The following is a 22,840-nucleotide window of genomic DNA, read 5'->3' as shown; positions in this document are numbered from 1 at the left end:
GTGGTAATAAAGTTCTTTACTTTTTTTCAGCAGTGTGGTTTCCTGCCTTACCAGGCAGGGATTAATAAGGAACCGTGTGCAAATCACGGGCTGTCGCGCAACTGTAAGTAACTATAAAAAATTGATGCCTTTTACCAGGTCCATTGTCCCGACTCATCGGGATGAGAAGGATGGCAGCAATGTTACGAGCCAGGATACTTGCCCCATTGTATAAAAGACAATGCTTTCGCGTTTTGAAGCAGTAGTCAAAGAAAAAGAATAGCACTATAGGCAATCATGTGCCTGTAGGTTATGCTTTTGCCTTTTATTACCATTTCCCGAAAGCATACCGAAAACCGTAAGGAGCATTAATTCAATTTAATGTTTAACCAAAAAAGTTTTATGCGTATGCTCAAAAACAATCTCGGGTATCCTCGTGTAGGTGCCCTCCGTGAACTTAAAAAGGCCAATGAGGCGTACTGGGCGGGCCAATTTACCCGCGACGAGCTGTTTGCCGTTGCCCGTAAGCTCCGCATCAGTAATTGGCAAACCCAGGTTGATGCAGGTATCGACCTGATCCCCTGTAACGATTTTAGCTTTTATGACCAGGTATTGGATACCTCGTTGATGTTAGGCGTTATCCCTGAGCGTTATACGCCTGTTTTAACCCAAAACAAAGCCAATACCGAGATCGATCTGTATTTTGCCATGGCTCGTGGTTACCAAAAAGACGGCCTGGATGTAACCGCCATGGAAATGACCAAATGGTTTGATACCAATTACCACTACATTGTGCCCGAGTTTGTACAGAACCAACAGTTCAGGCTATTTTCTGAAAAAGTGTTTGATGAGTTTACGCTCGCCAAACAGCATACTGGTAATACACCTAAGCCGGTATTGATAGGCCCGGTAAGCTATCTGTTGCTGGGTAAAGAGAAACAAGCTGGCTTTAACAAGATCGATCTGATCAAAAAACTGGTGCCGGTTTATATCGAAGTGCTGAAGCGACTGAAAGAATACGGTGCTGTTTGGGTACAACTGGATGAGCCTTTCCTGTCGCTTGATTTGACCCAGGCCGAAAAAGAAGCCTTTGTGTATGCCTATGCCGAGATCAGCAAAAACACTCCGGGTATCAAAGTACTGCTCACCACTTATTTTGAAAGCCTGAAGGATAATACCCAGCTGGCGGTAAATCTGCCGGTGAGTGCCCTGCATATCGACCTGGTGCGTGCCCCGCAACAACTGGACGAGGTGCTTACCCTGCTGCCCGAAAAGCTGAGCCTGTCGTTAGGCGTCATCGACGGCCGCAATATCTGGAAAAACGATTACATCAAATCCATATCACACATCAAAAAGGCTATTGCTGTATTGGGTAAGGATAGGGTGATCATAGCCCCGAGCTGCTCCCTGCTGCATACGCCCTTTGATCTTGATCTGGAAACGACTATCAATACCGAGATCAAAAACTGGATGGCCTTTGCCAAACAGAAACTGAACGAAGTTAACGAATTGGCTCAGATCATCGATGGTAATAACGATCTGCTGCAGGCCAACATTCAGGCTATCAGCAGTCGAAACCTGTCAAAACTGATCCATAAACAGGAGATCAAGCAACGCACAGCCGCTATCACTGATGCGGACGCGCGCCGGGACAATCCATTCAGTGCTCGTCAAAAAATACAGCAGCAGCGTTTTAAATTACCTCTGTACCCTACAACTACCATAGGCTCATTCCCTCAAACCAATGATATACGCACGCTGCGTGCACGCCTCAAAAAAGGTGAGCTAACCGAAGCCCAATACGACGAACAAATAGAAAAGGCCACTATCGAAGCTATTCGCTGGCAGGAAGAGATCGATTTAGATGTATTAGTGCACGGTGAATTTGAACGTAACGACATGGTAGAGTACTTTGGTGAACGTTTGGATGGTTTCCTGTTTACCAAAAACGGCTGGGTACAAAGCTATGGCAGCCGCTGTGTTAAACCACCGGTTATTTATGGCGATGTAAGTCGCCCGGCAGATATGACGGTGCGTTGGAGCAGCTTTGCGCAGGCCAATACCGATAGATTGATGAAAGGAATGCTTACCGGCCCGGTTACCATACTGCAATGGTCGTTTGTGCGCGATGACCAGCCCCGCTCCGAAACCACTTACCAGATAGCACTGGCCATCCGTGATGAGGTAGTAGCACTGGAAAAAGCAGGGATCAAAGTGATCCAGATAGATGAGCCCGCCATACGCGAAGGTTTGCCATTACGCAAAAAAGATTGGGAAAGCTACCTGAACTGGGCGGTGCGGGCCTTTCGGATATCGGCCAGCGGGGTAAAGGACGAAACACAGATCCACACCCACATGTGCTATAGCGAATTTAATGACATCATTGGAAACATAGCCGATATGGACGCCGATGTGATCACCATAGAAACCTCGCGCTCACAAATGGAATTGCTTAACGCCTTTGCCGATTTTAAATATCCCAATGAAATTGGCCCTGGCGTTTATGATATCCATTCGCCACGTGTGCCCACGGTTGATGAGATGGCGGCACTGCTCGAAAAAGCATCGACATTGCTGCCTGCAGGCAATTTATGGGTTAACCCCGATTGTGGTTTAAAGACCCGGAAATGGCCCGAAACACAGACCGCACTGGTGAATATGGTACAGGCTGCAAAACAACTTCGTCAGTTAGTTGTAGAAACAACAGTTTCCTGACCATGAAAAACAGGCAATTTCCGTATAATTGCCTGTTTTTTGAAGAATTTTAGTATTTATGAAGTTAAATAGCAGCGCAGTTATAACGGGTATAGGTGGTTATGTTCCAGATAGTATCCTGAGTAACAGTGATTTAGAAAAAATGGTTGATACTAACAGCGAATGGATAGTGTCAAGAACCGGGATAAAGGAACGAAGAATTTTAACCGATAAAACGCTCGCTACTTCTGATATGGCCACCTGGGCCATAAAAAACTTACTAGATAGTACTAAAGTTTCTGCCGACGAAATTGACTGCGTGATCATCGCTACATCAACTCCCGATCATTTGCTGCTATCAACTGCCAGCATTGTTTGTGATAAGGTGGGCATGACCAACGCCTGGGCTACGGACGTTAACGCTGCTTGCAGCGGCTTTCTGTACGCCTACACCCTAGGCTCCAGTTTGGTTGAAGGTGGCCGTTATAAAAAAGTGATCGTGGTAGGTGCCGATCAGAACAGCGCTATTATCAATTATAAAGACAGGAATACCTGTATACTTTTTGGTGATGGTGCCGGAGCGGTTTTAATTGAACCGACTACGGATGGCACGGGCTTAATTGACAGTGTTTTTAAAACCGAAGGTAAAGGCAGGGAGCATTTACTGGTACCGGGTGGGGGCTCAAAAGTTCCGGCAACGGCCGAAAGTGTTGCTGCCAACAAACATTTTATACACCAGGACGGCCGGGTAGTTTTTAAAGCCGCTATTAACGGTATGACAGATACCTGTAAAGCTGTGCTGGAACGTAACGATTTGACCATTGATGATATCAACTGGCTGATACCACACCAGGCCAATTACCGGATCATACATGCCGTTGGCGATCACTTAGGTTTACCTGCCGATCGTGTAAAGGTGAATATTGAAAGATACGGAAACACAACTGCTGCCACCATACCACTTTGTCTTTGGGATTTTAAAGACGACTTTAAATATAACGACAACATGATACTAACCGCCTTTGGGGCCGGTTTTTCATGGGGCGCCACCCTGCTAAAATGGGGTAAGCTGAGAAAAGCGTAAAGCACATTTTCTTCTTTTATTAATAAGCGCAACAACGTAAAGAACGATGTCATTGTGCGGAACGAAGCAATATCGTAACTGTGCATTTGCCCAGTATCCTGAGGAGATTGCCGCGCTATCGCTCGCAATGACATGTCTTTAAGAGCGATTGCGTTCAACAACAAAACATCATGACAACAGACGAAAGGATCAAAGCATCCGAAACACGCATATTTAAAGCTGTATTTCCAAATACAACTAATCATTATGATACGCTTTTTGGCGGTACCGCCATGCATATGATGGATGAGGTAGCTTTTATTACAGCTACCCGTTTTACCCGTAAAAGAATGGTAACTGTATCTTCAGACCGGATAGATTTTACCCGTCCTATACCGGCAGGTACCATTATTGAATTGATCGGGACGGTATCGCATATCGGCAATACGAGTTTAAAGGTACAGGTAGAGATCTACATTGAAGAAATGTACTCCTTTGAACGCGAAAAGGCCATAACCGGTACGTTTACCTTTGTGGCCATTGACGAAAATAAGCACAAAATAAGCGTTCTTTAAGCGAAAAGCCGACTTTAAGCTGAAAGCCGAAGGCCTAAAGCAAAAAGCCAAATACGTAATAACCAATACACAAACACGTCATTGCGAGGTACGAAGCAATCCCTAACTGTACAGAGCGGCTCTGCTTATCGGGGATTGCCACGCTACGCTCGCAATGACGGTTTTCTATAAAGCAACAAAAGCCCCGGTATACCGGGGCTTTTGTTGCTTTAGTCTTTAATTTGTTTATTTCAACGCAAAGTTAAATCCAACATTCAGGCTTCCGCGGGCATTGCGGACGTCAGATCCGGTGTTTCCTTTTGCTATATCTGAGATGCCTGCCTGTCCATCATATTCCAGTGCCAGTTTTATTTTGTCAGATAATGGGATTTTTACGCCAATTCCCAATGCCAGGCCAAAATCTGTACTGTTGATATAAGGTTTTAAATCAGTGCCACCTGTAGTTTCTTTAGCATCTGTTAAGAAACCAACATAAGGGCCAAAGTTTAAATACCAGTTACGGGTTTTACCAAAATGCCAGTTGGCCATTACTGGGACCGTTAAATAATTCAAATGGTAATTACTGATTATACCTACTCCATTTTTTTCAATAACCAGACCATCGTTCCAGCCTTTTTGATCATAAATCAGTTTGCCCTTGATACTCCATCTGTTCGAAAAGTAAAAATCGGCAGCAACCCCGAAATTGAAAGATGATCTGTACGATGAATTAGTGTAATTGTTGTTGGTAACAGTAGAGGAGTTATATCCTGCATTGATACCCAGTTCAACATCGCCTTTTGTTTGTTGTGCGAATGTAGCAGCATAAGCGCCCAAAACAATAATAATTGTGGTAAAGATTTTTTTCATATATGATATGGTTTAGGCCGCAAAGGAAACATTTTTTTTAGCTAAAAGCAGAAGGCGTAAAGCAAAAAGCTAAAAAATATCTTAATTCCCAGTCTGGAGGCTTTCGGCTTTTAGCCTTAATGCAGCCCTTTACGTTTGAGTAAGCCGCCGGTAGTATCATCAATACTTTGTTGTACGATAAATGCTTTAGGGTCAATACCCAGGATGGTTTGTTTAAGCGAGGGGATCTCGAGGCGGGTGGCCACGGTAAAAACAATATCCCGCGGATCGTTGATATGCCCATCCTTGCCGTAGCCACTTTTACCCTGGTAAATGGTAACCCCGCGACCCAGCGTTTCGGTAATAGCTTTGCGGATAGCTTCGCTGTGGGTAGATATCACGGTGATACCTGAGTATTGCTCAATACCATTCAGAATAAAGTCGATCATTTTGGCAGCGGCCATGTAGGTAAGTATAGAGTACATGGCAGGTTCTACACCTAAAAAGAACGCGGCCATACTAAATATCAATACATTGAGCAACAGGATAAAATCGCTCACTTTGAGTAATTGTGTTTTTTTGCTCACTAGTACAGCGGCAATCTCGGTACCATCAAGTACGGCTCCACCGCGCATAGCCAGGCCACTGCCCGTACCTATAAAAACACCGCCAAATACAGCGGTAAGCAATTTATCGTGCGTAACATCAGGAAACTGGACAACGGCCAGAACTATCGAAAGTAAGCCAATAGCAAGCGTGCTTTTGATGGCAAACTGCAGGCCCAGTTTTTTGTAACCAAGCCAAAGGAACGGTACGTTAATAATAAAAATAAGGATGGAGATAGATATATGTGTAATGTCAGACACCAGCATGGCTATACCGGTAGCTCCTCCATCAATAAAATGACTCGATAATAAAAAGCCTTTTAACCCAAATCCGGCAGATAGTATCCCAAGTCCGATAGTTATTGCGTCCTTTACTGTCTTGATAGCGTCCATGCCCAAATATAGCCGTTTGAGGCTAAAGGGAGGCATAGAGTGGGGACAGATTTCGAATTTCGGATGTTCGATTTCGGAATTGACAAACAGGTGATGAAAAAACGAAGCTTGCTTTAAAGTATATTGCGGAATCCGAATATTCCAATATCCGAAATCGAACATCCGAAATCCAAAATATTTTTAATTACTTCACCACCACCTGCGCCGTATTCCTGCTCACTTGTTCCAGCAATACAGTTTTACCTTCGGTGAGTTCCTTCAGTGCATTTTCTGCATGGTGCCTGATGGTGATGAGCGTTAAGCCGGTATTATATTTTACTTTGAAATCCTCCTGCAGACTGTTGAGTAGTTTTTCAAAACGCTCTTCGTAAAAGTCAAAACAAACTGAAAAGCTTAGGGCCGACGTTTGCATCACGTTTACTTTAACCTGGTTTTGAGCGAACAGACCAAAAACATCGCTCAGGTGATCTTCGGTAATAAAAGAATAATCTTTAGAAGATACGGAAAGCAATACCTGGTTTTGTTTCATGATGATGACGGGCTTTATAAACGTGTTTACGCCATCTTCCTTAATGATAGTACCCGAAGCTGTAGGATCGGTAAAGGGTTTAACCAGTAAGGGTATATGGGCGTTTTGTAACGGTTTGATAGTTTTTGGGTGGATAACGCTTGCCCCATAATAAGTCATCTCGATAGCTTCGGAATAGGAGAGCTCATCAAATTTTACAGTATCCTTAAAAAATTTAGGGTCGGCATTCAGGATGCCAGGTACATCTTTCCAGGTAGTTACCGATTTGGCATTGAGGCAGGCCGCGAAAATAGATGCGGTATAGTCAGAACCCTCGCGCCCCAGCGTGGTGGTGAAATTCTCTGATGTGCCACCCAGAAAGCCCTGGGTTACTACGATGCCTTTATCCAGCAAAGCCGGGATGTCCCTGGTAATGCTTTCGCGGGTTTTATCCCATTGTACAATGCCTTCGCGGTAAGTATTATCGGTATGGATATAGCCGCGTACATCCAGCCATTGGTTTTTCAGGCCTTCTTTGTTTAAGTAGGCGCTGATGATACGGGTGGATACCAGTTCGCCGATGGATACGATCTGATCATAAATAAAATCGTACTCATCCTGGGGTTCATCCTCTATCATCCAGTCAATTTCCACAAAGGTGTTGGCTATCTCGTCAAACACGGGATGTTTGGGTTCAAACAGTTCATGCAGAATGTCAAAATGATATTGTTTGATGCCCTCGTAGATGAGATGCATATTGTCCGACTGATCCACATAAGCCCTGGTAAGACCTTCCAACGCGTTGGTGGTTTTGCCCATGGCCGATACCACGATAAGTAATTGTTCCCCTGTATATTTTTTAACAACGCTGGCCAGGTTAATAATGCCACCAGCATCCTTAACAGATGCACCTCCGAATTTAAAAACAAGCATTTATTTGATGTATTTGGTCACGACCGTATTCGGCCGTAGTAATGATTTTATTTGTGAATAGGGGATAACCAGGGTAGTAGTACCGGCCGCATAAGGCTTGATCTCGTACTGGTTATAAAAGAATTTAAGACCGAGAGGGGTGATCAGGAAATTATCATTAAGGGCGAATTTATTATCCTTGAAAAAATAATCGTTGGCCAGCGAGGCAGTAGCGCTCAGCTTTTCATCTTTCCTGAAAACGGCTTCTGCAATATTTTTCAGCTTGTCCTGGTAGCCTGTGTTAAATATGTCGTCCAATATCAGGTCCTTATTGGCCTTGGTGTCCCAATTGATAAAAAAGGTAGCCGATCCTCCGTGGGCACCGCCCTGGTAAGTATAGCCACCAAGCTCAAGCGCGGCAAAGCTTGAATCCTGTAACAACACCTTCGCATAGCTATTCAGTTCATAAAACATTTCCGTACGCGGATCTGTTTTTTTGAAATCAGCATAAGCTTTCAAAAAGTTTTTGCTCATGAGCTCGATGCTGCTATCCGGTTTGCCATCGGTAGCAAACAGGCTGGTTAGCTTTTGAGTCACGGAATCGTTCAGCTTTTTCTGTCCGACAAATACCGGGTATTTTACCTGCACAACGGTGCAAGCGCTGTCTGGTTTACTGCCACAATCTGCTGCCCGCTCATGTATCGTTTTATAGGTATAGGAAAGTGTGTCATTGCTGGTTGTATCTTTGTTCTTTGACGGAACACCCCATTGGCATGACGCAAAAGCGAAACTAATAATGATAAAACAAAACAGGTAGCTGGTTTTCATAGCTTAATAGTTTAAAAGCTGTTCTTTTGATAGCGAGGCATTGAGCCATCCGGCTTCAATATTAGCCTCGTATTTTTTGTAAAAGTTGATAGCCGGCTCGTTCCAGTCGAGCACTTGCCATACCATGCCGCTAAAGCCTAATTCTTTAGCTTCGGCAATCAGTACGTTGAATAATAATTTACCAACACCTTTACCGCGATATTGTTCGGTAATGATGAGGTCTTCCAGGTACAGGCGGCAGCCTTTCCAGGTGGAATAGCGTATGTAATAAACCGCGAAGCCAATTATTTGTCCTTCAACTTCGGCAACAAAGGCTTTCCATACAGGTTTTGGGCCAAAGCCTGCGTCCTCAAACTCCTGCAAACTCACAGTTACTTCTTCTGGCGCTTTTTCAAAAAGGGCCAGTTCATGTACCAGTTCCATTAAACGCGGGCAATCTTCTTTTTTAGCAACTCTTATATCAATGTTCATTAGTTCAATTGTTCATTAGTTTATTTGGCTTTGCAAACCAATAAACCTTATTCTGTTAATTCTTTAATCCTGAGAATTCTGATTCAGACATTAATTATTTTTCCAGTGCTTAATAACCCGGTTGCCAAAAATAGTGCTGCCTACGCGTACCATGTTGCTGCCTTGCTCAATAGCCAGTTTATAGTCTGATGACATCCCCATCGACAGGGTATCAAAAGTATCTATCTTGCGGAAATAGCTTTGCTTAATGCCATCAAAAAATGTCTTCAGCTCGTAATATTCATCCCTGATCTGCTTTTCGTTATCCGTATTGGTAGCAATGCCCATCAGGCCGCGGATGTGTACGTTATTGAAAGTTGCAAACTCTTCGGAACGCAGCAGTTCAATAGCTTCGTCAAAACCCAATCCATATTTGGTTTCTTCATCGGCAATATATATCTGCAACAGGCAGTCAATCACCCGACCAGCTTTTTCAGCATGTTTATTGATCTCATGTAGCAATTTCAGGCTGTCGACAGATTGTATCATGCTCACAAAAGGCGCAATATATTTAACTTTGTTGGTCTGTAAATGTCCTATCAGGTGCCATTGGATGTCCTTTGGCAGTTGCTCATATTTCTCTACCATTTCCTGAACGGTGTTTTCGCCAAACAGGCGCTGGCCGGCATCATAGGCCTCCTGCAGGTCGGCGGCAGGTTTAGTTTTCGACACTGCCAATAAAGTTACCCCTGGCCCCGTTTCTTTTTTTAAGCTTTTGATGTTATCTGCAATGCTCATTTATCCGTAAATTTGTTGTAAAAATAGACCTCTCCTAAATCCTCTCCAAAGGAGAGGACTTTAAATTACTATTTTTGAACCCTCTCCAAAGGAGAGGGCAGGGTGAGGTAAACTTAAAATTTGCTTAATTAATTAGCCGCTAAATTACAGAATGCATAAATATTTAACCTTGTTTTTTTCAGTATCACTATTTTTATGTGCCTGTAAAAACGATAAACCCCCTGGTGGGCTTATAAAACCCGATGTAATGGTTGGCTTACTAACCGAAATTCACATCACCGACGGACGTTTATATACCGGTTTACAAACCCCCGATACCTTGTACAAATATGGCATGGGTAATTACCTGGCGGTTTTTGAACGGTTTCATACCGATTCAGGAACTTTTAAAAAGAGCCTGAATTATTATGCCACATATCCGGATAAGCTTACGGCTATATATGATAAGGTTGATGAGCGGATCAAAGCCCTGTCTGATTCGGTTAACAAGGTATCGGCCCAAAAACGCCAGGCCGATTTAAAAGCCGATTCCATCAAAATGGCCCATAAAGCCGATTCTATTAAAAAAGCTGCGAAAAAGCCTGTAAGGGCTATGGAAAAAGCTGATTCTATTAAAAAAGCCGCGAAAAAGCCTGTAAAGGCTTTGAGCAAGGCCGATTCTCTAAAAAAGTTAAAACAAAAACATCCTGATGCTTTACCCAAAAAATAGTGTTGATAAGCTGGGGTTTACCGAGGTAAAAGAATTAATAAAAGCGCATTGCCTGAGCGAAATGGGTCAACAAATGGTTGACAAGATACAGGTGATGAGCAATTACGATCTGATATACAAGTTCCTGAACCAGGCCAATGAATTTAAAAATATCCTGGTTAACGATGCTGCCTTACCCATTCACCACTTTTTCGATATAAAAACCTTAGCCAATAAAGCCCGTATTGAGGGTGTATTTTTGTCTGAGGAAGAATTTTACCAGGTGCAGGCCTCCCTGCAAACCGTGTTCGCGGTGATCGCTTATTTCAGCGAGCGTGAAGGGCTGTATCCCAACCTCGAAGCTTTATTTGAACACCTGCCCATTGAAAAGGCTATCCTTAAAAAGATAGATGCTGTTATTGATGCCAAAGGGAAGATAAGACCCAACGCTTCGCGCGAGCTGAATGAAATTACCCTGGGCATTGCCAAAGCCGAACAAGAGGCCCGCAAAAAGATAGACCAGATATTTAAAGCCGCGTCAGGCAGTGGCTGGACGGCCGATGGTTCGCTTACTGTACGCGATGGTAGGCTGTGTATCCCCTTGCTGGCCGAAAATAAGCGCAAGCTTAAAGGATTTATTCATGATGAATCCGCATCGGGCCAAACCGTTTATATGGAGCCGGAGGAGGTGTTTACGTTGAACAATCGTGTACGCGATCTGGAGTTTGAGCGTCGCCGCGAGATAGTTAAAATACTAACCACGCTCACAAACGAATTAAGGCCCTATACACCGCTTTTGTTATCGTACCACAGCCTGTTAACCAAGCTTGATTTTGTGCGTGCCAAGGCCTTATTTGCTATTGATATAGAGGGCGAAATGCCGCAGGTAGTGAATGAAGCCCGTTTGAAATTATACAATGCACGTCATCCACTGCTATTCCTGAATTTTAAAGCCGAGCAAAAAACGGTGGTGCCGCTCAATGTACATATTGATGAGGGTACCCGTATTATTGTGGTATCAGGGCCTAACGCCGGCGGTAAGTCGGTTTGCATGAAAACTGTTGGTCTGCTGCAAATGATGGTGCAGGCCGGTTTGCTGATCCCCGCTGCCGAAGCCAGTGTGGTTGGGGTGTTTAAGCAGCTATTTGTTGATATTGGCGATGATCAGTCGATTGAGAGTGATCTGAGTACCTATAGCGCTCACTTAAGCAAAATGAAAACTTTTGTGGAGGATGCCAATGGCAAAACGCTGATCCTGATCGATGAGTTTGGTACAGGTACCGATCCGCAGTTTGGCGGCCCTATTGCCGAGGCTGTGCTGGAGTCATTGAATCATAAAAAGGTACGGGGGATGGTAACCACTCACTACTCCAACCTCAAAATATTCGCCAGCAATACCGAGGGTATCGAGAATGCTTCGATGTTGTTTAATAACGTGGAGATGAAACCGCTTTACCAGCTGGAAATCGGTAAACCCGGCAGTTCATACGCGTTTGAGATAGCCCAAAAAATAGGCTTGCCCGCCAATGTGCTTAACCTCGCCAAAAATAAAATAAGCGAAGGCCAGAAAAAGGTAGATACTTTACTGGTTGACCTGGAACGTGAAAAGCGTGAGATATTTGAAACCAGGCAAAAGCTGGATAAGCAGCAACGCCGTGTGAACGAGCTGCAAGCCGAAAATGAAAAGCTGAAAAGCTACCTGGATGAAAATAAAAAGGTGCTGATCAAAGAGGCTAAGGATCAGGCTAAAAACATTATCCTGAATGCGAATAAGCTGGTAGAGAATACCATATCTGAAATAAAAAGCAGTAATGCCGATAAGGAAGTGACCCGTACCCTGCGCGAAAACCTGAATACAGAGCTGAAAAAGAATACCGTTAAGGTTGAACCGGTAAAACCAAATCCGGCCACTGATGAGGAGTTGAAACCTGGCGATTGGGTAAAACTAACTGACTCGGAAACTACCGGACAAATAATTGAACTGATCAAGGATAACGTGGTGATTGCCATTGGCGATCTGCGTACCGTGGCCAAAAGGAAACGGGTGATCAAGGTTTCTAAATCGTCGGTACCTAAGGATATTCGCAGGAACTTTAATTCGCATACCAGTGATCTGGCCAGTTTTAGTCCGGAGATAGATGTGCGGGGTATGCGTACTGAAGATGCCTTGCATGCCATTGAAAAACTGTTTGACCGTGCCCTGATGATGGGCTTTAATAACCTCAAGATCATTCATGGCAAAGGTGATGGCATCCTGCGTAAAATGATCAGGCAATACCTTAAAAAATACGACCAGGTTGACCGTTTGGAAGATGAACACGCTGACCGGGGGGGAGATGGTATAACATATGCATATTTAAAGTAAATTAGCTGTTTAAGAGAGAGCCAAGAATTAAGAGTCAAGAACCAAGACAACTGAGCCTAATAATTACTATTAGTGTTATTTAACCATCTTGATTCTTGATTCTCGACTCTTGCTTCTAAATAATAAACTATGGCATTAAAAAGTATCACTCCTATGTTGTATACGCTTCGTGTTAAGGAAAGCGTTGATTTTTATGTTAGTAATCTGGGTTTTACCTGCGTTGGTTTTGATGAGGACTGGGGCTGGGCAACCGTAAGCAGGGATGATATCGAAATTATGCTGGCACTTCCCAACGAGCACGAAACATTTACAGTGCCCAAATTCACAGGTTCGTTTTACATCCGCACCAATAATGTGGATGAGATCTGGAACGAAATGAAGGAGAAAGCTGTGATCTGCTATCCCATTGAGGATTTTAGCTATGGCATGCGGGAGTTCGCGGTTTTTGATAACAATGCCTATATATTACAGTTTGGTACCCCTTTGGACTAATGTCGTGCTATTTATGAATTGACGTTTTGCCAATGATATTTATACCAAAACATGGTTTACACTTTTTGTTGGAAATAAAATATAAGTATTTGATTAGTAGTAATTTGTACGTATGTTAACCATGAAAAGTGTAAACCATGTAAACCCACATTTTTGTTAATTGAATCAACCCATGCGTAAGATTTGCTCTGTAGTTTTGTTTCTCATTTTTGCTGCCGGCTTAGGCTGCTCTAATGCCCAAATCGCGGTACTTAAAAGTAAAGACTCACATATTCGCTATACCGGTCGTATCAACATGACCGACGAAGCCGCAGAACTTTATTGGACGGGTTCATCAATCCGCATCAATTTTAACGGTACCGGTGCTTCGGCAATGCTACAGGATGAGCGCGGCGAAAACTATTTTACTGTAATTGTTGATGGTAAGGTGATCAATACTATCCACCTGGATAATACCAAACGGGTTTACACCCTTGCCGAAGATTTACCCGCCGGTGCGCACAGCCTGGAATTATTTAAACGTACCGAATGGGAAATGGGTAAAACCATTTTTTACCAGTTTATATTAGCCAAAGAGGCTACGGTTTTGCCTGTACCACCTGCTAAAAAGCACCGGATAGAGTTTTTCGGAAACTCCATCACTTGCGGCTACGCGGTAGAGGATACCACCGGGAAGGACAGGGGCAGCGCTCCTTACGAAAATGGCTATATTAGTTATGCCGCCATTACCGCCCGTCATTTTGATGCGGATTATGTATGTACCTCCAAAAGCGGTATCGGTGTTCTGGTAAGCTGGTTTCCGCTCATCATGCCCGAAATGTATAACCGGCTTGATCCTACAGATCCTACCAGTTTATGGGATTTTTCGAAATATACACCGGAGTTGGTGGTCATCAACCTGTTTCAAAACGACTCCTGGATAGTTCAGCAACCCAACAACCAGCAGTTTAAAGAACGCTTTGGCACCAAAGCTCCAGAACCCGACCAGATCATTAAAGCTTATAGGGAGTTTGTAAAAAACATTCGCAAAAAATACCCCAAAGCACAGATCATTTGCGCGCTGGGCAGTATGGATGCTACCAAAGAGGGTTCGCCATGGCCGGGCTATATCGAAAAAGCGGTAGCCAGCCTCAACGATAAAACTATTTATACTCACTTTTTTCCATTCAAAAATACGCCAGGACATCCCAGCGCCAAAGAGCAGCAGGCTATGGCCGATGATCTGATCGGCTTTATTGATAAGCAGTTAAAGTGGTAAGGTATACAGAATAGAGTCAAGATATAAGAGTCAAGAAACAAGAAGGGAAAAGCTTTATTATATGCTATTTCTTATGTCTTGATTCTTGACTCTTAATTCTTATCTCTAACTTTGAGCAACCAATTATTGAACATGAATAAAGTAGTTAGTGGTGCCGATGAGGCCATCCGCGATATTCAGGATGGCATGACTTTAATGCTGGGTGGCTTCGGACTTTGCGGGCTGCCCGAAAATTGTATAACGGCGCTGGTAAAACAGGGACGTAAGGAATTAACCTGTATATCCAACAATGCCGGAGTTGATGATTTCGGTATCGGCTTGATGCTGAAACAACGCCAGGTAAAAAAAATGATCTCCTCGTACGTTGGCGAAAACGCTGAATTTGAACGCCAGTTGCTCAGTGGCGAGCTGGAAGTAGAGTTGCTGCCACAAGGTACGCTGGCTACCCGCTGTATGGCTGCCGGTTATGGTATGCCGGCCATTTTTACTCCCGCCGGTGTAGGAACCGAAGTAGCCGAAGGCAAAGAAACACGCAATTTTAATGGCAAGGATTATCTGATGGAGATGGCCTTTGACGCTGACTTCGCCATTGTAAAAGCCTGGAAGGGCGATACCATGGGCAACCTCGTATACCGGTCGACCGCGCGTAACTTTAACCCCGTAATGGCCATGGCTGGTAAAATAACCATTGCCGAAGTAGAAGAACTGGTGGAACCCGGCGAGCTTGATCCCGATCATATTCACACCCCAGGTATTTATGTACACCGTATTTTCCAGGGGAAAGATTATGAGAAAAGGATAGAGCAAAGGACAGTGCGGGTGAAGGAGTAAGGTAACAAAGATTATAAACACCCACGCGTCATTGCGAGGTACGAAGCAATCCCCGACTTACAGAGTGACCCTGTATAGTATAGAGATTGCTTCGTACCTCGCAATGATGGGAGGGAAGAAAGCAATATTAAAATCATGCTTGATAAAACAGGAATAGCAAAGCGAATAGCTAAAGAAATAAAAGACGGTTACTACGTTAACCTGGGTATTGGTATCCCGACTTTGGTTGCCAATTATATACCCGAGACTATGGATGTGGTACTGCAATCAGAAAACGGCTTATTGGGGATGGGCCCATTTCCGTTTGAAGGGGAGGAGGATCCGGATGTGATCAACGCGGGGAAGCAAACCATTACCATGCTGCCGGGCTCGGCCATATTCGATTCGGCTATGAGTTTTGGCATGATCCGCGCCAAAAAGGTTAACCTCACCATACTGGGCGCCATGGAAGTATCCGAAAACGGCGATATCGCCAATTGGAAAATTCCCGGTAAAATGGTAAAAGGCATGGGCGGCGCGATGGACTTGGTAGCCTCTGCCGAAAACATCATCGTAGCCATGCAGCATGTAAACAAAGCAGGCGAATCAAAACTACTGCCCCACTGTACCCTGCCTCTCACCGGTGTGCACTGCGTGAAAAAGATAGTGACCGAACTGGGTGTATTTGATGTATTGCCCGAAGGTGGTTTTAAGCTGTTGGAACGTGCGCCGGGTGTAAGTGTAGAGGATATTAAAAATGCTACAGCCGGTAAATTGATTGTTGAAGGAGAGATTCCGGAGATTGTTATTTGATCAATAAAAAAGAGACGCATGTAATGCGTCTCTACGAATATTTTTTGTAGAGACGTATCACATACGTCTCCTGTCAAATTAAAATAATTTATTTCTCAGTTCCGCTGATATTTCTTCAGTTACGGCAATGATATCCTGAGCAACGTGACTGTTGTTGATAATCACCCGGTCACATTCGTCTTTATAAGGCAATAAAAACTCTTTATAGGCTGGTACCACATGGTTTACCCATTTGTACATGGCATCATCGTGCGAATAGCCGCGCTCTATCAGGTCACGTTTAAGGCGCCGCTGTAGGGCCACATCTTCGTCGGCTTCAATAAAAATTTTCATGTCCAGTATATCGGCAATATCCCTGAAATGAAGGATAAACAAACCCTCCACAATTAAAATAGGTGCTGGTTTTATTTCCAGCATCTTGGGTACCACATTAGGATTGTTAAAAGTATACTCGGGCTTAATAACGGTTTCATTATTAAAAAGCCTACTGATATCCTGCTGAAAATGCTCGTGATCGATAGTCGCCGGCAGGTCAAAATTATACTCCTTATTTTCTTCGGGCGTCATATTATGGGCCACCGGAAAATAGTAGTCATCCTGCGATACCAGGCACACTTCTTCGGCAGTAAAATGCTCCAGGAAACATTTCAAAAAAAAGGTTTTGCCGGATCCACTACCACCGGCAATTCCAATAATATAAGGTTTATTCATTCGGGTTCGGACTGCCGTAGCTGATGTTTACGTGAATGCGTTTATCTAAAGCACCTAATGCGTCGGCAGTGTTCTTGGTCATAACAATAAGCACGTCCTTGGTAGCCTCGCTGTCGGTAAATCTGCCTACAACTTTAGCATAGGTGGTATGGTTGTTCATGGGGTTGGTAATCTTGATCACGGTACCAATAGGCGCGGTACGGTGTAATACCAGTTCTTTTTTAGGGTCAAGGCTGGTATCATCTATCCAGGTGGCTACACCTGTTTCATTTTTTTCGTATAAACCAAATTTATTGGCTTTCAATTTATTACCCGCGCTGTCAATAGCTGCCACGGTCGAATCCTGGGTTACTACAGCATCCTGTTTGGCTACCGGTCTTTCTTCTGGTGGTAAGCCCGAACGTACTTTGATGATCTGGTTTGGTGCAAGCGTACTGGAGGTTAAGCCATTAAGCTTGGTAATATCATCAACAGAGGTACCAAAACGTTTGGCTATGGAATAAAGTGTTTCGCCTGCCGATACTTTGTACTGCTGCACATTATCCATGTTAACCGGTTTGGCAGGTGTGGTATCGGCTGGTGGTGTTGTAGTAGCTACTGTTGTTGTGGCTGGTTGCTGTGCCGGTGCCTGTTGTTGAACTACCGGTTGCTGCGTTTGCGGTTTTGGCTGCTGTGCTGCAGGTTGTTGTACCTGAGGCTTTGGCTGCTGAACCGGCGGCTGCACTTGTGGCTTGGTTTGTTGAACAGGTGCAGGTGTTGTCGCAGTAGTTTGTAAAAATGATTGTTCGGTAGGTACTTTTATAATACCGCCAATTTTAAGGGCCGCATTGTTATTGAATTGGATGATAGCCTTAGGGCTTACATTATAACGGCGACCGATAGAGTAGTAATTATCTTTAGGATCAAGTTTGTGTAGAACAACTTTTTTTCCGTTCAGGTTTTCAACTCCAACAGAGTCTACAACCGGGTTTGCAAAAATAGATATGGACAGGGTAAGTAGGGGAGCGATGACTAATAAAATCTTTACTTTCATAATGAATTATAATACAGTAACTTATAAGTTTAAAACTATTAATGCTGATCGTTCTTTTAAATAGATCAGGTTATTCTTATGTACTACAAACGCCTCGGGCTGCAATTTTTGTATGTTGGTGTTCAACAAATCCTGGTAAACAACTATGCCTTCGCTGTCGATAATATATAAATGCTGTTTTATTTTTTCCTGAAAAAACGTGTGCAAAGATACAATTCTGTAGCTATTGTGCTCCAAATAATGAAGGGTATTTGCATAAGGTTCGGCAGGTAAGGGTAATTCTTTCAACGCCTCAGCCGGGAGCATCTGTGGCACAATAATATGGTTGTATAATGGAGTATCTATTACCGGTTGATGAGCCCGTAAAAGCTCACCTGTTTTCATATCAACCAAAAATAATTTCTTAGGTTGTATCTGGACATTATAAACCATAGGGCCATTCACAGACAGATGATCGAACGCCAAAGTATAATTGCTCCACAAGATTTGCCCGCTCATACCATCAATAGCCATTAGGCCTTTATGCCCGGGGCCATTTTCTGATTGGTAATTATGTACAAGCATTACACCATCATAAGCAGCTTCAATGCCTGTGAGCCATCGTTCTGGCGTGGTTACATCCTTAAAATAGATCTTACCGTTGAGCAGGCTAACCGCGCCAAAAGCTACTTTTTTCTCCTCGCTGTTACGTAATTCAACAAACAAAATGGAGGTGGCGTCATCAATTTCCATGCGCCAGATGGGCCAGTCAAATTGTTGATTGATAAAAGGTAGCATCTGTGTCATAAAGTGTGTAAATATGGGCAATAAATTCAAATCTGCTTATATTTACCAAACATTGCTGCCAAGCTAATGTTAAACATAAAAATCACTATTTATATATGAACGCTAAAGAAATTAGTCTGGAAGAGGGTAAAGTAAAACCTGTTGTTGACCACTTAAATGACCTTTTGGCCAACTATCATATCTACTACCAAAAAGTACGCGGCTGCCACTGGAATATCAAGGGGCAAAACTTTTTTACCCTGCATTTAAAGTTCGAAGAATTGTATACCGCCGCACTAACTACCATTGATGAGCTTGCCGAGAGGATATTGACACTGGGCAAATCTCCATACAGCACTTTTAAGGATTACATCGAAGAATCGGCTATCAAAGAGATTCAAACCATTGGCTTAAAAGACACCAAAATGGTAAAGGCTGTTATTGATGACCTGGCCGTTTTAATTGCTAAAGAAAGAGAGATACTGGACATCACTGCCGAAGCTGGCGATGATGGCAGTAACGATATGGTGAACCGCTTTATGCAGTTTAACGAAAAAAATACCTGGATGCTGCGTTCGTTTGTGAACGAAGATTAATAAACACCGGTCAAGTATCATTTTTTAAAGCCGCTGATACTTTATGTCAGTGGCTTTTTTATTGCTTTTATGTTAATATGGGTACTCAGCGCAAACGTTTGAGTAGAATAAAGGGCTGAATACTTTTGATTTAAAAAAGATACGTTGTAGAATTGCCATACCAAATCGTAAAAGCCTTGAAAGTAATACACAGCGTACACCCCGAAGATTTTAAAAGTTATCAAACCGCACAAATAAGAGAACGTTTTTTGATTGACCAACTGGTACAGGCTGATAGACTGAATTGTACCTATACCCATTACGACCGCATGATTGTTGGAGCAGTGCATCCGGTAACCAAATCATTGGAACTGGAGAACTACCCAAACCTGCGTGCCGACTATTTTTTAGAACGACGCGAGATAGGGATCATCAACGTAGCTGGTGATGGCGAAGTTACTGCCGATGGCCAAGCTTTCCAGGTAAACAAGCTGGATTGTCTTTATATAGGCAAAGGTGTAAAAAGCGTAAAGTTTACCAGTAAAAACAGCGCGCAGCCAGCGGTATTCTATCTGCTTTCGGCCCCGGCACATGCAGTATACCCTACTACCTTAATGACTAATGAAGATGCTGCCAAAGTACACACCGGTTCTATCGAAACGGCCAACAAACGTACCATCAATAAATACATTCACCTGGAAGGTATCAAAAGCTGCCAACTGGTGATGGGACTGACCATACTGCATGATGGCAGCGTGTGGAATACCATGCCGTCACATGTGCATGATCGTCGGATGGAGGCTTACTTTTATTTTGACGTGCCTGTAGGACAAAGAGTATTTCATTATATGGGCGAAGGACAGGAAACCCGCCACATCCTGATGGATAATTATGATGCAGTGGTGTCGCCACCATGGAGCATACACTCGGGCAGCGGTACGGCCAGCTATAGTTTTATATGGGGCATGGCAGGCGAAAATCTCGACTATACTGATATGGATGCTATCGCCATACCAGATATCAGATAAAGATCAATTGATTAATAAAATATAAAAGACATTGGAAAATTCATTTTCATTAGCCGGTAAAGTTATTGTAGTAACCGGAGGTACCGGCATCCTGGGCGATGCGTTTGTAAACGCTATTGTGGAAGCAGGAGGTGCGGTAGGCATACTGGGCCGTAAAAAAGAAGTGGCCGAAGAGCGGGCCGAAGCCATCAACAAAAATGGTGGTAAAGCCATAGCGCTGGTTGCCGATGTACTGAACGAAGAAGAACTGATAGCCGCTAAAGATAAAATTGTAGCTGCTTTTGGCCGGGTTGATGGCCTGGTGAATGGCGCAGGCGGTAATATGCCCGAGGGCGTTTTGGCCCCTGAAGAGGATATTTTTAAAATGAACATTGCCGGTATGAAAAAGGTGATGGACCTGAATACCTGGGGAACTATCATTCCAACACAGATATTTGGCGAAGCCATTGCTACAACCGCAGGTAGGGGCAGTATTGTGAATATATCATCCATGAACTCTAAGCGTGCTATCACCAAGGTATTGGGCTATAATATTGGCAAGGCCGCGGTTGATTGTTATAACCAATGGTTCGCGGTTGAGCTGGCTAACCGTTATGGCGATAAGATCAGGATGAATGCCCTTGCACCCGGGTTTTTCCTGACCGAACAAAACCGTAACCTGTTAACCAAACCCGAAGGTGGTTATACCCAACGTGGAGAGCTGGTGATCAAGCAAACGCCATTTAAACGATTTGGTCATGCCGATGAATTGAAAGGTGCATTGACCTGGTTATTGAGCGATGCCTCGGCATTTGTAACCGGTTCTATGATCTGCGTTGACGGAGGGTTCTCGATATTTGGCGGGGTATAAATATTTGTCAGGCTAAAAGGCCGGTTATAATATAAGGCTCCGTTAGGAGCTACCTATTTGTAGCAAATAAAATGGTAGGATTTTGCTCCGTAGGTGCAATCCCAATTAAGGGTAGTCTCTATGAGGCAAAAGGGTTCATTATTTACATTACTACAAATAGATAGCTCCTATGGAGCAACACAAATTGTCTGTTACAATTGTTATTAACAATAAACACATTTTTATGAAACTGAAATTAATTATAATAATCTTGTTAATGAGTGCAGGCTTAGCAGCCAGTGCGCAAACCGTTACGCTCGATTATTATTTTAACCACGAAGTACATAAAAATAAAGCAGGGCAACAGGAGCGTTTTCATTACCTGTGGGGCGAAAAGCAAAATTCGGGCTTTTCTATATTCGGTGCTACTTTTACCACTGCGGGCGCCAAACTGGATTCCCTTGACCATGTACCTACTGCGGATAATCTCAAAAACACGGCTATCTATATCATTGTTGATCCGGATACAAAAAAAGAAAGCCCAAACCCTAACTATATCCAGCCGAAGGATGTGGAAGAGATTACTAAATGGGTAAAAAAGGGCGGTGTACTTTTAATGATGGCTAACGACAGTGCCAATGTAGAGTTGCCTCACTTTAACACGCTGGCAGCCAAATTTGGTATGCACTTTAACGACGACCTGCAAAACCATGTAATTGATGATGCCCATTTTGAAGATGGCGCTGTAAAAACCACCGGTAACCCGGTATTTATAACAGCCAATAAAATATTTATGAAGGATGTATGCTCCATTGGGCTTACAGGTCCGGCAAAATCCGTTTTGAAAAACAGCAATGGCGCTACCATTATTGCCAGTGCCAAATATGGTAAGGGCACAGTAGTTGCCGTAGGCGATCCCTGGTTATATAATGAATATGTAAATGGCAGGCTACCGGCTGGTTTTGAGAATGATAAAGCCGCTAACGATCTGGTGCATTGGTTATTGCAATTAGCTATTAGTAAATAAACGGACAGGAAATCGCAGATATAACGCCAGGCTGACAAGTACTTGTTGGTGAATGGGGCAGTAAGTAGTATATTTGCGTATATTTTCCTGTGGTGTAATGGTAGCACTTCTGATTCTGGTTCAGACGATCGTGGTTCGAGCCCATGCAGGAAAACTTAAAAATAATTTGCCGGTTCGACTCCGGCGCTGAGTACACAAAATAAGGGCTAACAATTTAATTGTTAGCCCTTATTTTGTAAAAACCACACGTTCTGTAAAGTCCAACTGTGTTTACAGCATTTTCTTATAGGCTATAAATGAGTTTTTGTCCCTTTTTAAGCTGATATCCCTCCTTTTTATCGGTCAGCTTCAAATCGCCTTTCTTCCAAACGTAGTTTCCTTTTTTACCGGTTCTGATCAGGATTTGGCTCTCTTTGTAATCAGACAGAAATATCTCTGCTTTTTTGTTATTGTCACTAAAAATAACGGCTGCAATAGTGGAAAAACTCCTCTTTGGATCGACTTCCTTTAGCTTAATTTTTTGCGCGAAGGTTTGTATGCAATCTTTTTTTATAACGGAATAGGTATACCCAGCCGATCCGATGCAGCCATGTTTGTCGCGGTCGCTACCGGTTGCTTTTTGTGCATAACTGATTGATGCAAAAAGCATAAAAACTGTACTGAGAATTAGTGATCTTTTGCTCATTTTTAAAAGGTTTTAGGTTAATCCTTACTCTAAAGGCTTTTCAGGAACCGCCAGTAATTATTTGATACTTGTATAAATATAATAAAAAAAGGAATTTTACTATACCGGTATTAAAACTGAAGAATTAA

23 protein-coding genes and 1 riboswitch are annotated in these 22,840 nt (G+C 43.3%); of the genes, 13 read left to right on the top strand and 10 right to left on the bottom strand.

The features are described 5' to 3' along the window. Positions 1 to 18 precede the first annotated feature (18 nt). A riboswitch (cobalamin riboswitch) is annotated at positions 19 to 221 on the top strand. A gap of 166 nt (positions 222 to 387) precedes the next feature. The 3 genes from metE (at position 388) to BLR84_RS07970 (ending at position 4,311) form a co-directional block, all read left to right on the top strand. Beyond that, a complete protein-coding gene (metE, locus tag BLR84_RS07980) occupies positions 388 to 2,694 on the top strand; it encodes a 5-methyltetrahydropteroyltriglutamate--homocysteine S-methyltransferase (protein WP_090467654.1) in 2,307 nt (768 codons plus the stop codon). A gap of 58 nt (positions 2,695 to 2,752) precedes the next feature. Further along, on the top strand, positions 2,753 to 3,757 hold the full coding sequence (locus BLR84_RS07975) for a beta-ketoacyl-ACP synthase III (protein ID WP_090466694.1): 1,005 nt from the start codon (positions 2,753 to 2,755) through the stop codon (positions 3,755 to 3,757). A gap of 170 nt (positions 3,758 to 3,927) precedes the next feature. Then, a complete protein-coding gene (locus BLR84_RS07970; protein ID WP_090466692.1) occupies positions 3,928 to 4,311 on the top strand; it encodes an acyl-CoA thioesterase in 384 nt (127 codons plus the stop codon). 225 nt (positions 4,312 to 4,536) lie between these two features. Here the strand turns inward: BLR84_RS07970 and BLR84_RS07965 are convergent, their stop codons facing one another. From BLR84_RS07965 to BLR84_RS07940, 6 genes are all read right to left on the bottom strand, one after another. After that, complete coding sequence (locus BLR84_RS07965; protein ID WP_090466690.1) at positions 4,537 to 5,160, bottom strand: porin family protein; 624 nt, start codon at positions 5,158 to 5,160, stop codon at positions 4,537 to 4,539. 116 nt (positions 5,161 to 5,276) lie between these two features. Continuing rightward, positions 5,277 to 6,137 carry a YitT family protein gene (locus BLR84_RS07960; protein WP_090466688.1) on the bottom strand — a complete coding sequence of 287 codons (861 nt, stop codon included), beginning with the start codon at positions 6,135 to 6,137 and terminating at the stop codon, positions 5,277 to 5,279. Positions 6,138 to 6,321: 184 nt separating this feature from the next. After that, positions 6,322 to 7,578, bottom strand: a complete 1,257-nt coding sequence (locus BLR84_RS07955) for an aspartate kinase (protein ID WP_090466686.1) — start codon at positions 7,576 to 7,578, stop codon at positions 6,322 to 6,324. Continuing rightward, entirely contained in the window at positions 7,579 to 8,385 is an 807-nt protein-coding gene (locus BLR84_RS07950) for a DUF3298 and DUF4163 domain-containing protein (RefSeq protein WP_090466684.1), read from the bottom strand. Between the two features lie 3 nt (positions 8,386 to 8,388). Further along, positions 8,389 to 8,856, bottom strand: a complete 468-nt coding sequence (locus BLR84_RS07945) for a GNAT family N-acetyltransferase (protein ID WP_090466682.1) — start codon at positions 8,854 to 8,856, stop codon at positions 8,389 to 8,391. A gap of 90 nt (positions 8,857 to 8,946) precedes the next feature. Further along, entirely contained in the window at positions 8,947 to 9,633 is a 687-nt protein-coding gene (locus BLR84_RS07940) for a YggS family pyridoxal phosphate-dependent enzyme (RefSeq protein WP_090466680.1), read from the bottom strand. Between the two features lie 151 nt (positions 9,634 to 9,784). Here BLR84_RS07940 and BLR84_RS07935 point away from each other — a divergent pair, with 151 nt between their 5' ends. The 6 genes from BLR84_RS07935 to BLR84_RS07910 all read left to right on the top strand — a co-directional run bounded on the left by BLR84_RS07935 (position 9,785) and on the right by BLR84_RS07910 (position 16,059). Next, positions 9,785 to 10,342, top strand: a complete 558-nt coding sequence (locus BLR84_RS07935) for a DUF4296 domain-containing protein (protein WP_090466678.1) — start codon at positions 9,785 to 9,787, stop codon at positions 10,340 to 10,342. Beyond that, complete coding sequence (locus BLR84_RS07930) at positions 10,323 to 12,686, top strand: endonuclease MutS2 (protein WP_090466676.1); 2,364 nt, start codon at positions 10,323 to 10,325, stop codon at positions 12,684 to 12,686. The genes BLR84_RS07935 and BLR84_RS07930 overlap by 20 nt, the downstream gene beginning before the upstream one ends. A 129-nt stretch (positions 12,687 to 12,815) precedes the next feature. After that, positions 12,816 to 13,178 carry a VOC family protein gene (locus BLR84_RS07925; protein WP_218128255.1) on the top strand — a complete coding sequence of 121 codons (363 nt, stop codon included), beginning with the start codon at positions 12,816 to 12,818 and terminating at the stop codon, positions 13,176 to 13,178. Positions 13,179 to 13,350: 172 nt separating this feature from the next. Continuing rightward, positions 13,351 to 14,436 (top strand): SGNH/GDSL hydrolase family protein, encoded by a 1,086-nt coding sequence (locus BLR84_RS07920; RefSeq protein ID WP_090466674.1) that lies wholly within the window; start codon positions 13,351 to 13,353, stop codon positions 14,434 to 14,436. A gap of 132 nt (positions 14,437 to 14,568) precedes the next feature. Next, positions 14,569 to 15,267, top strand: a complete 699-nt coding sequence (locus BLR84_RS07915; protein ID WP_090466672.1) for a CoA transferase subunit A — start codon at positions 14,569 to 14,571, stop codon at positions 15,265 to 15,267. 135 nt (positions 15,268 to 15,402) lie between these two features. Then, positions 15,403 to 16,059: a 3-oxoacid CoA-transferase subunit B gene (locus BLR84_RS07910; protein ID WP_090466670.1), complete on the top strand. Its 657-nt coding sequence runs from the start codon at positions 15,403 to 15,405 to the stop codon at positions 16,057 to 16,059. Between the two features lie 78 nt (positions 16,060 to 16,137). Here the strand turns inward: BLR84_RS07910 and BLR84_RS07905 are convergent, their stop codons facing one another. From BLR84_RS07905 to BLR84_RS07895, 3 genes are read right to left on the bottom strand one after another with little or no spacing between them, the layout of a single operon-like run. After that, on the bottom strand, positions 16,138 to 16,770 hold the full coding sequence (locus BLR84_RS07905) for a uridine kinase family protein (protein ID WP_090466668.1): 633 nt from the start codon (positions 16,768 to 16,770) through the stop codon (positions 16,138 to 16,140). Beyond that, positions 16,763 to 17,803: a LysM peptidoglycan-binding domain-containing protein gene (locus BLR84_RS07900; RefSeq protein ID WP_090466666.1), complete on the bottom strand. Its 1,041-nt coding sequence runs from the start codon at positions 17,801 to 17,803 to the stop codon at positions 16,763 to 16,765. The genes BLR84_RS07905 and BLR84_RS07900 overlap by 8 nt, the downstream gene beginning before the upstream one ends. Before the next feature lie 21 nt (positions 17,804 to 17,824). After that, on the bottom strand, positions 17,825 to 18,589 hold the full coding sequence (locus tag BLR84_RS07895) for a DUF4905 domain-containing protein (protein ID WP_090466664.1): 765 nt from the start codon (positions 18,587 to 18,589) through the stop codon (positions 17,825 to 17,827). Positions 18,590 to 18,684: 95 nt separating this feature from the next. Here BLR84_RS07895 and BLR84_RS07890 point away from each other — a divergent pair, with 95 nt between their 5' ends. The 4 genes from BLR84_RS07890 to BLR84_RS07875 all read left to right on the top strand — a co-directional run bounded on the left by BLR84_RS07890 (position 18,685) and on the right by BLR84_RS07875 (position 22,027). Continuing rightward, positions 18,685 to 19,164: a Dps family protein gene (locus tag BLR84_RS07890; RefSeq protein WP_090466663.1), complete on the top strand. Its 480-nt coding sequence runs from the start codon at positions 18,685 to 18,687 to the stop codon at positions 19,162 to 19,164. 176 nt (positions 19,165 to 19,340) lie between these two features. Continuing rightward, entirely contained in the window at positions 19,341 to 20,171 is an 831-nt protein-coding gene (gene kduI / locus BLR84_RS07885) for a 5-dehydro-4-deoxy-D-glucuronate isomerase (protein WP_090467650.1), read from the top strand. Positions 20,172 to 20,202: 31 nt separating this feature from the next. Continuing rightward, a complete protein-coding gene (locus BLR84_RS07880; RefSeq protein ID WP_090466660.1) occupies positions 20,203 to 21,021 on the top strand; it encodes an SDR family oxidoreductase in 819 nt (272 codons plus the stop codon). Between the two features lie 256 nt (positions 21,022 to 21,277). Next, positions 21,278 to 22,027 carry a DUF4350 domain-containing protein gene (locus tag BLR84_RS07875; protein WP_255366880.1) on the top strand — a complete coding sequence of 250 codons (750 nt, stop codon included), beginning with the start codon at positions 21,278 to 21,280 and terminating at the stop codon, positions 22,025 to 22,027. Between the two features lie 283 nt (positions 22,028 to 22,310). On the opposite strand, the gene BLR84_RS07865 is transcribed toward BLR84_RS07875, so the two are convergent. Next, the gene (locus tag BLR84_RS07865) at positions 22,311 to 22,712 is read right to left on the bottom strand and encodes a hypothetical protein (protein ID WP_218128254.1); all 402 of its coding nucleotides are present in this window, start codon (positions 22,710 to 22,712) and stop codon (positions 22,311 to 22,313) included. Between the last annotated feature and the right edge of the window lie 128 nt (positions 22,713 to 22,840).

This window comes from Mucilaginibacter sp. OK268 (assembly GCF_900103125.1).
Taxonomy (GTDB): domain Bacteria; phylum Bacteroidota; class Bacteroidia; order Sphingobacteriales; family Sphingobacteriaceae; genus Mucilaginibacter.
Note: the sequence above shows the minus strand (reverse complement) of the source record. Positions and strands in the feature narration are given on the sequence as shown.

Coding starts and splice junctions, on each gene's coding strand:
- metE (WP_090467654.1), top strand. CDS start 388: ATGCTCAAAAACAATCTCGGGTATCCTCGTGTAGGTGCCCTCCGTGAA.
- BLR84_RS07975 (WP_090466694.1), top strand. CDS start 2,753: ATGAAGTTAAATAGCAGCGCAGTTATAACGGGTATAGGTGGTTATGTT.
- BLR84_RS07970 (WP_090466692.1), top strand. CDS start 3,928: ATGACAACAGACGAAAGGATCAAAGCATCCGAAACACGCATATTTAAA.
- BLR84_RS07965 (WP_090466690.1), bottom strand. CDS start 5,160: ATGAAAAAAATCTTTACCACAATTATTATTGTTTTGGGCGCTTATGCT.
- BLR84_RS07960 (WP_090466688.1), bottom strand. CDS start 6,137: ATGGACGCTATCAAGACAGTAAAGGACGCAATAACTATCGGACTTGGG.
- BLR84_RS07955 (WP_090466686.1), bottom strand. CDS start 7,578: ATGCTTGTTTTTAAATTCGGAGGTGCATCTGTTAAGGATGCTGGTGGC.
- BLR84_RS07950 (WP_090466684.1), bottom strand. CDS start 8,385: ATGAAAACCAGCTACCTGTTTTGTTTTATCATTATTAGTTTCGCTTTT.
- BLR84_RS07945 (WP_090466682.1), bottom strand. CDS start 8,856: ATGAACATTGATATAAGAGTTGCTAAAAAAGAAGATTGCCCGCGTTTA.
- BLR84_RS07940 (WP_090466680.1), bottom strand. CDS start 9,633: ATGAGCATTGCAGATAACATCAAAAGCTTAAAAAAAGAAACGGGGCCA.
- BLR84_RS07935 (WP_090466678.1), top strand. CDS start 9,785: ATGCATAAATATTTAACCTTGTTTTTTTCAGTATCACTATTTTTATGT.
- BLR84_RS07930 (WP_090466676.1), top strand. CDS start 10,323: ATGCTTTACCCAAAAAATAGTGTTGATAAGCTGGGGTTTACCGAGGTA.
- BLR84_RS07925 (WP_218128255.1), top strand. CDS start 12,816: ATGGCATTAAAAAGTATCACTCCTATGTTGTATACGCTTCGTGTTAAG.
- BLR84_RS07920 (WP_090466674.1), top strand. CDS start 13,351: ATGCGTAAGATTTGCTCTGTAGTTTTGTTTCTCATTTTTGCTGCCGGC.
- BLR84_RS07915 (WP_090466672.1), top strand. CDS start 14,569: ATGAATAAAGTAGTTAGTGGTGCCGATGAGGCCATCCGCGATATTCAG.
- BLR84_RS07910 (WP_090466670.1), top strand. CDS start 15,403: ATGCTTGATAAAACAGGAATAGCAAAGCGAATAGCTAAAGAAATAAAA.
- BLR84_RS07905 (WP_090466668.1), bottom strand. CDS start 16,770: ATGAATAAACCTTATATTATTGGAATTGCCGGTGGTAGTGGATCCGGC.
- BLR84_RS07900 (WP_090466666.1), bottom strand. CDS start 17,803: ATGAAAGTAAAGATTTTATTAGTCATCGCTCCCCTACTTACCCTGTCC.
- BLR84_RS07895 (WP_090466664.1), bottom strand. CDS start 18,589: ATGACACAGATGCTACCTTTTATCAATCAACAATTTGACTGGCCCATC.
- BLR84_RS07890 (WP_090466663.1), top strand. CDS start 18,685: ATGAACGCTAAAGAAATTAGTCTGGAAGAGGGTAAAGTAAAACCTGTT.
- BLR84_RS07875 (WP_255366880.1), top strand. CDS start 21,278: ATGAGTGCAGGCTTAGCAGCCAGTGCGCAAACCGTTACGCTCGATTAT.
- BLR84_RS07865 (WP_218128254.1), bottom strand. CDS start 22,712: ATGAGCAAAAGATCACTAATTCTCAGTACAGTTTTTATGCTTTTTGCA.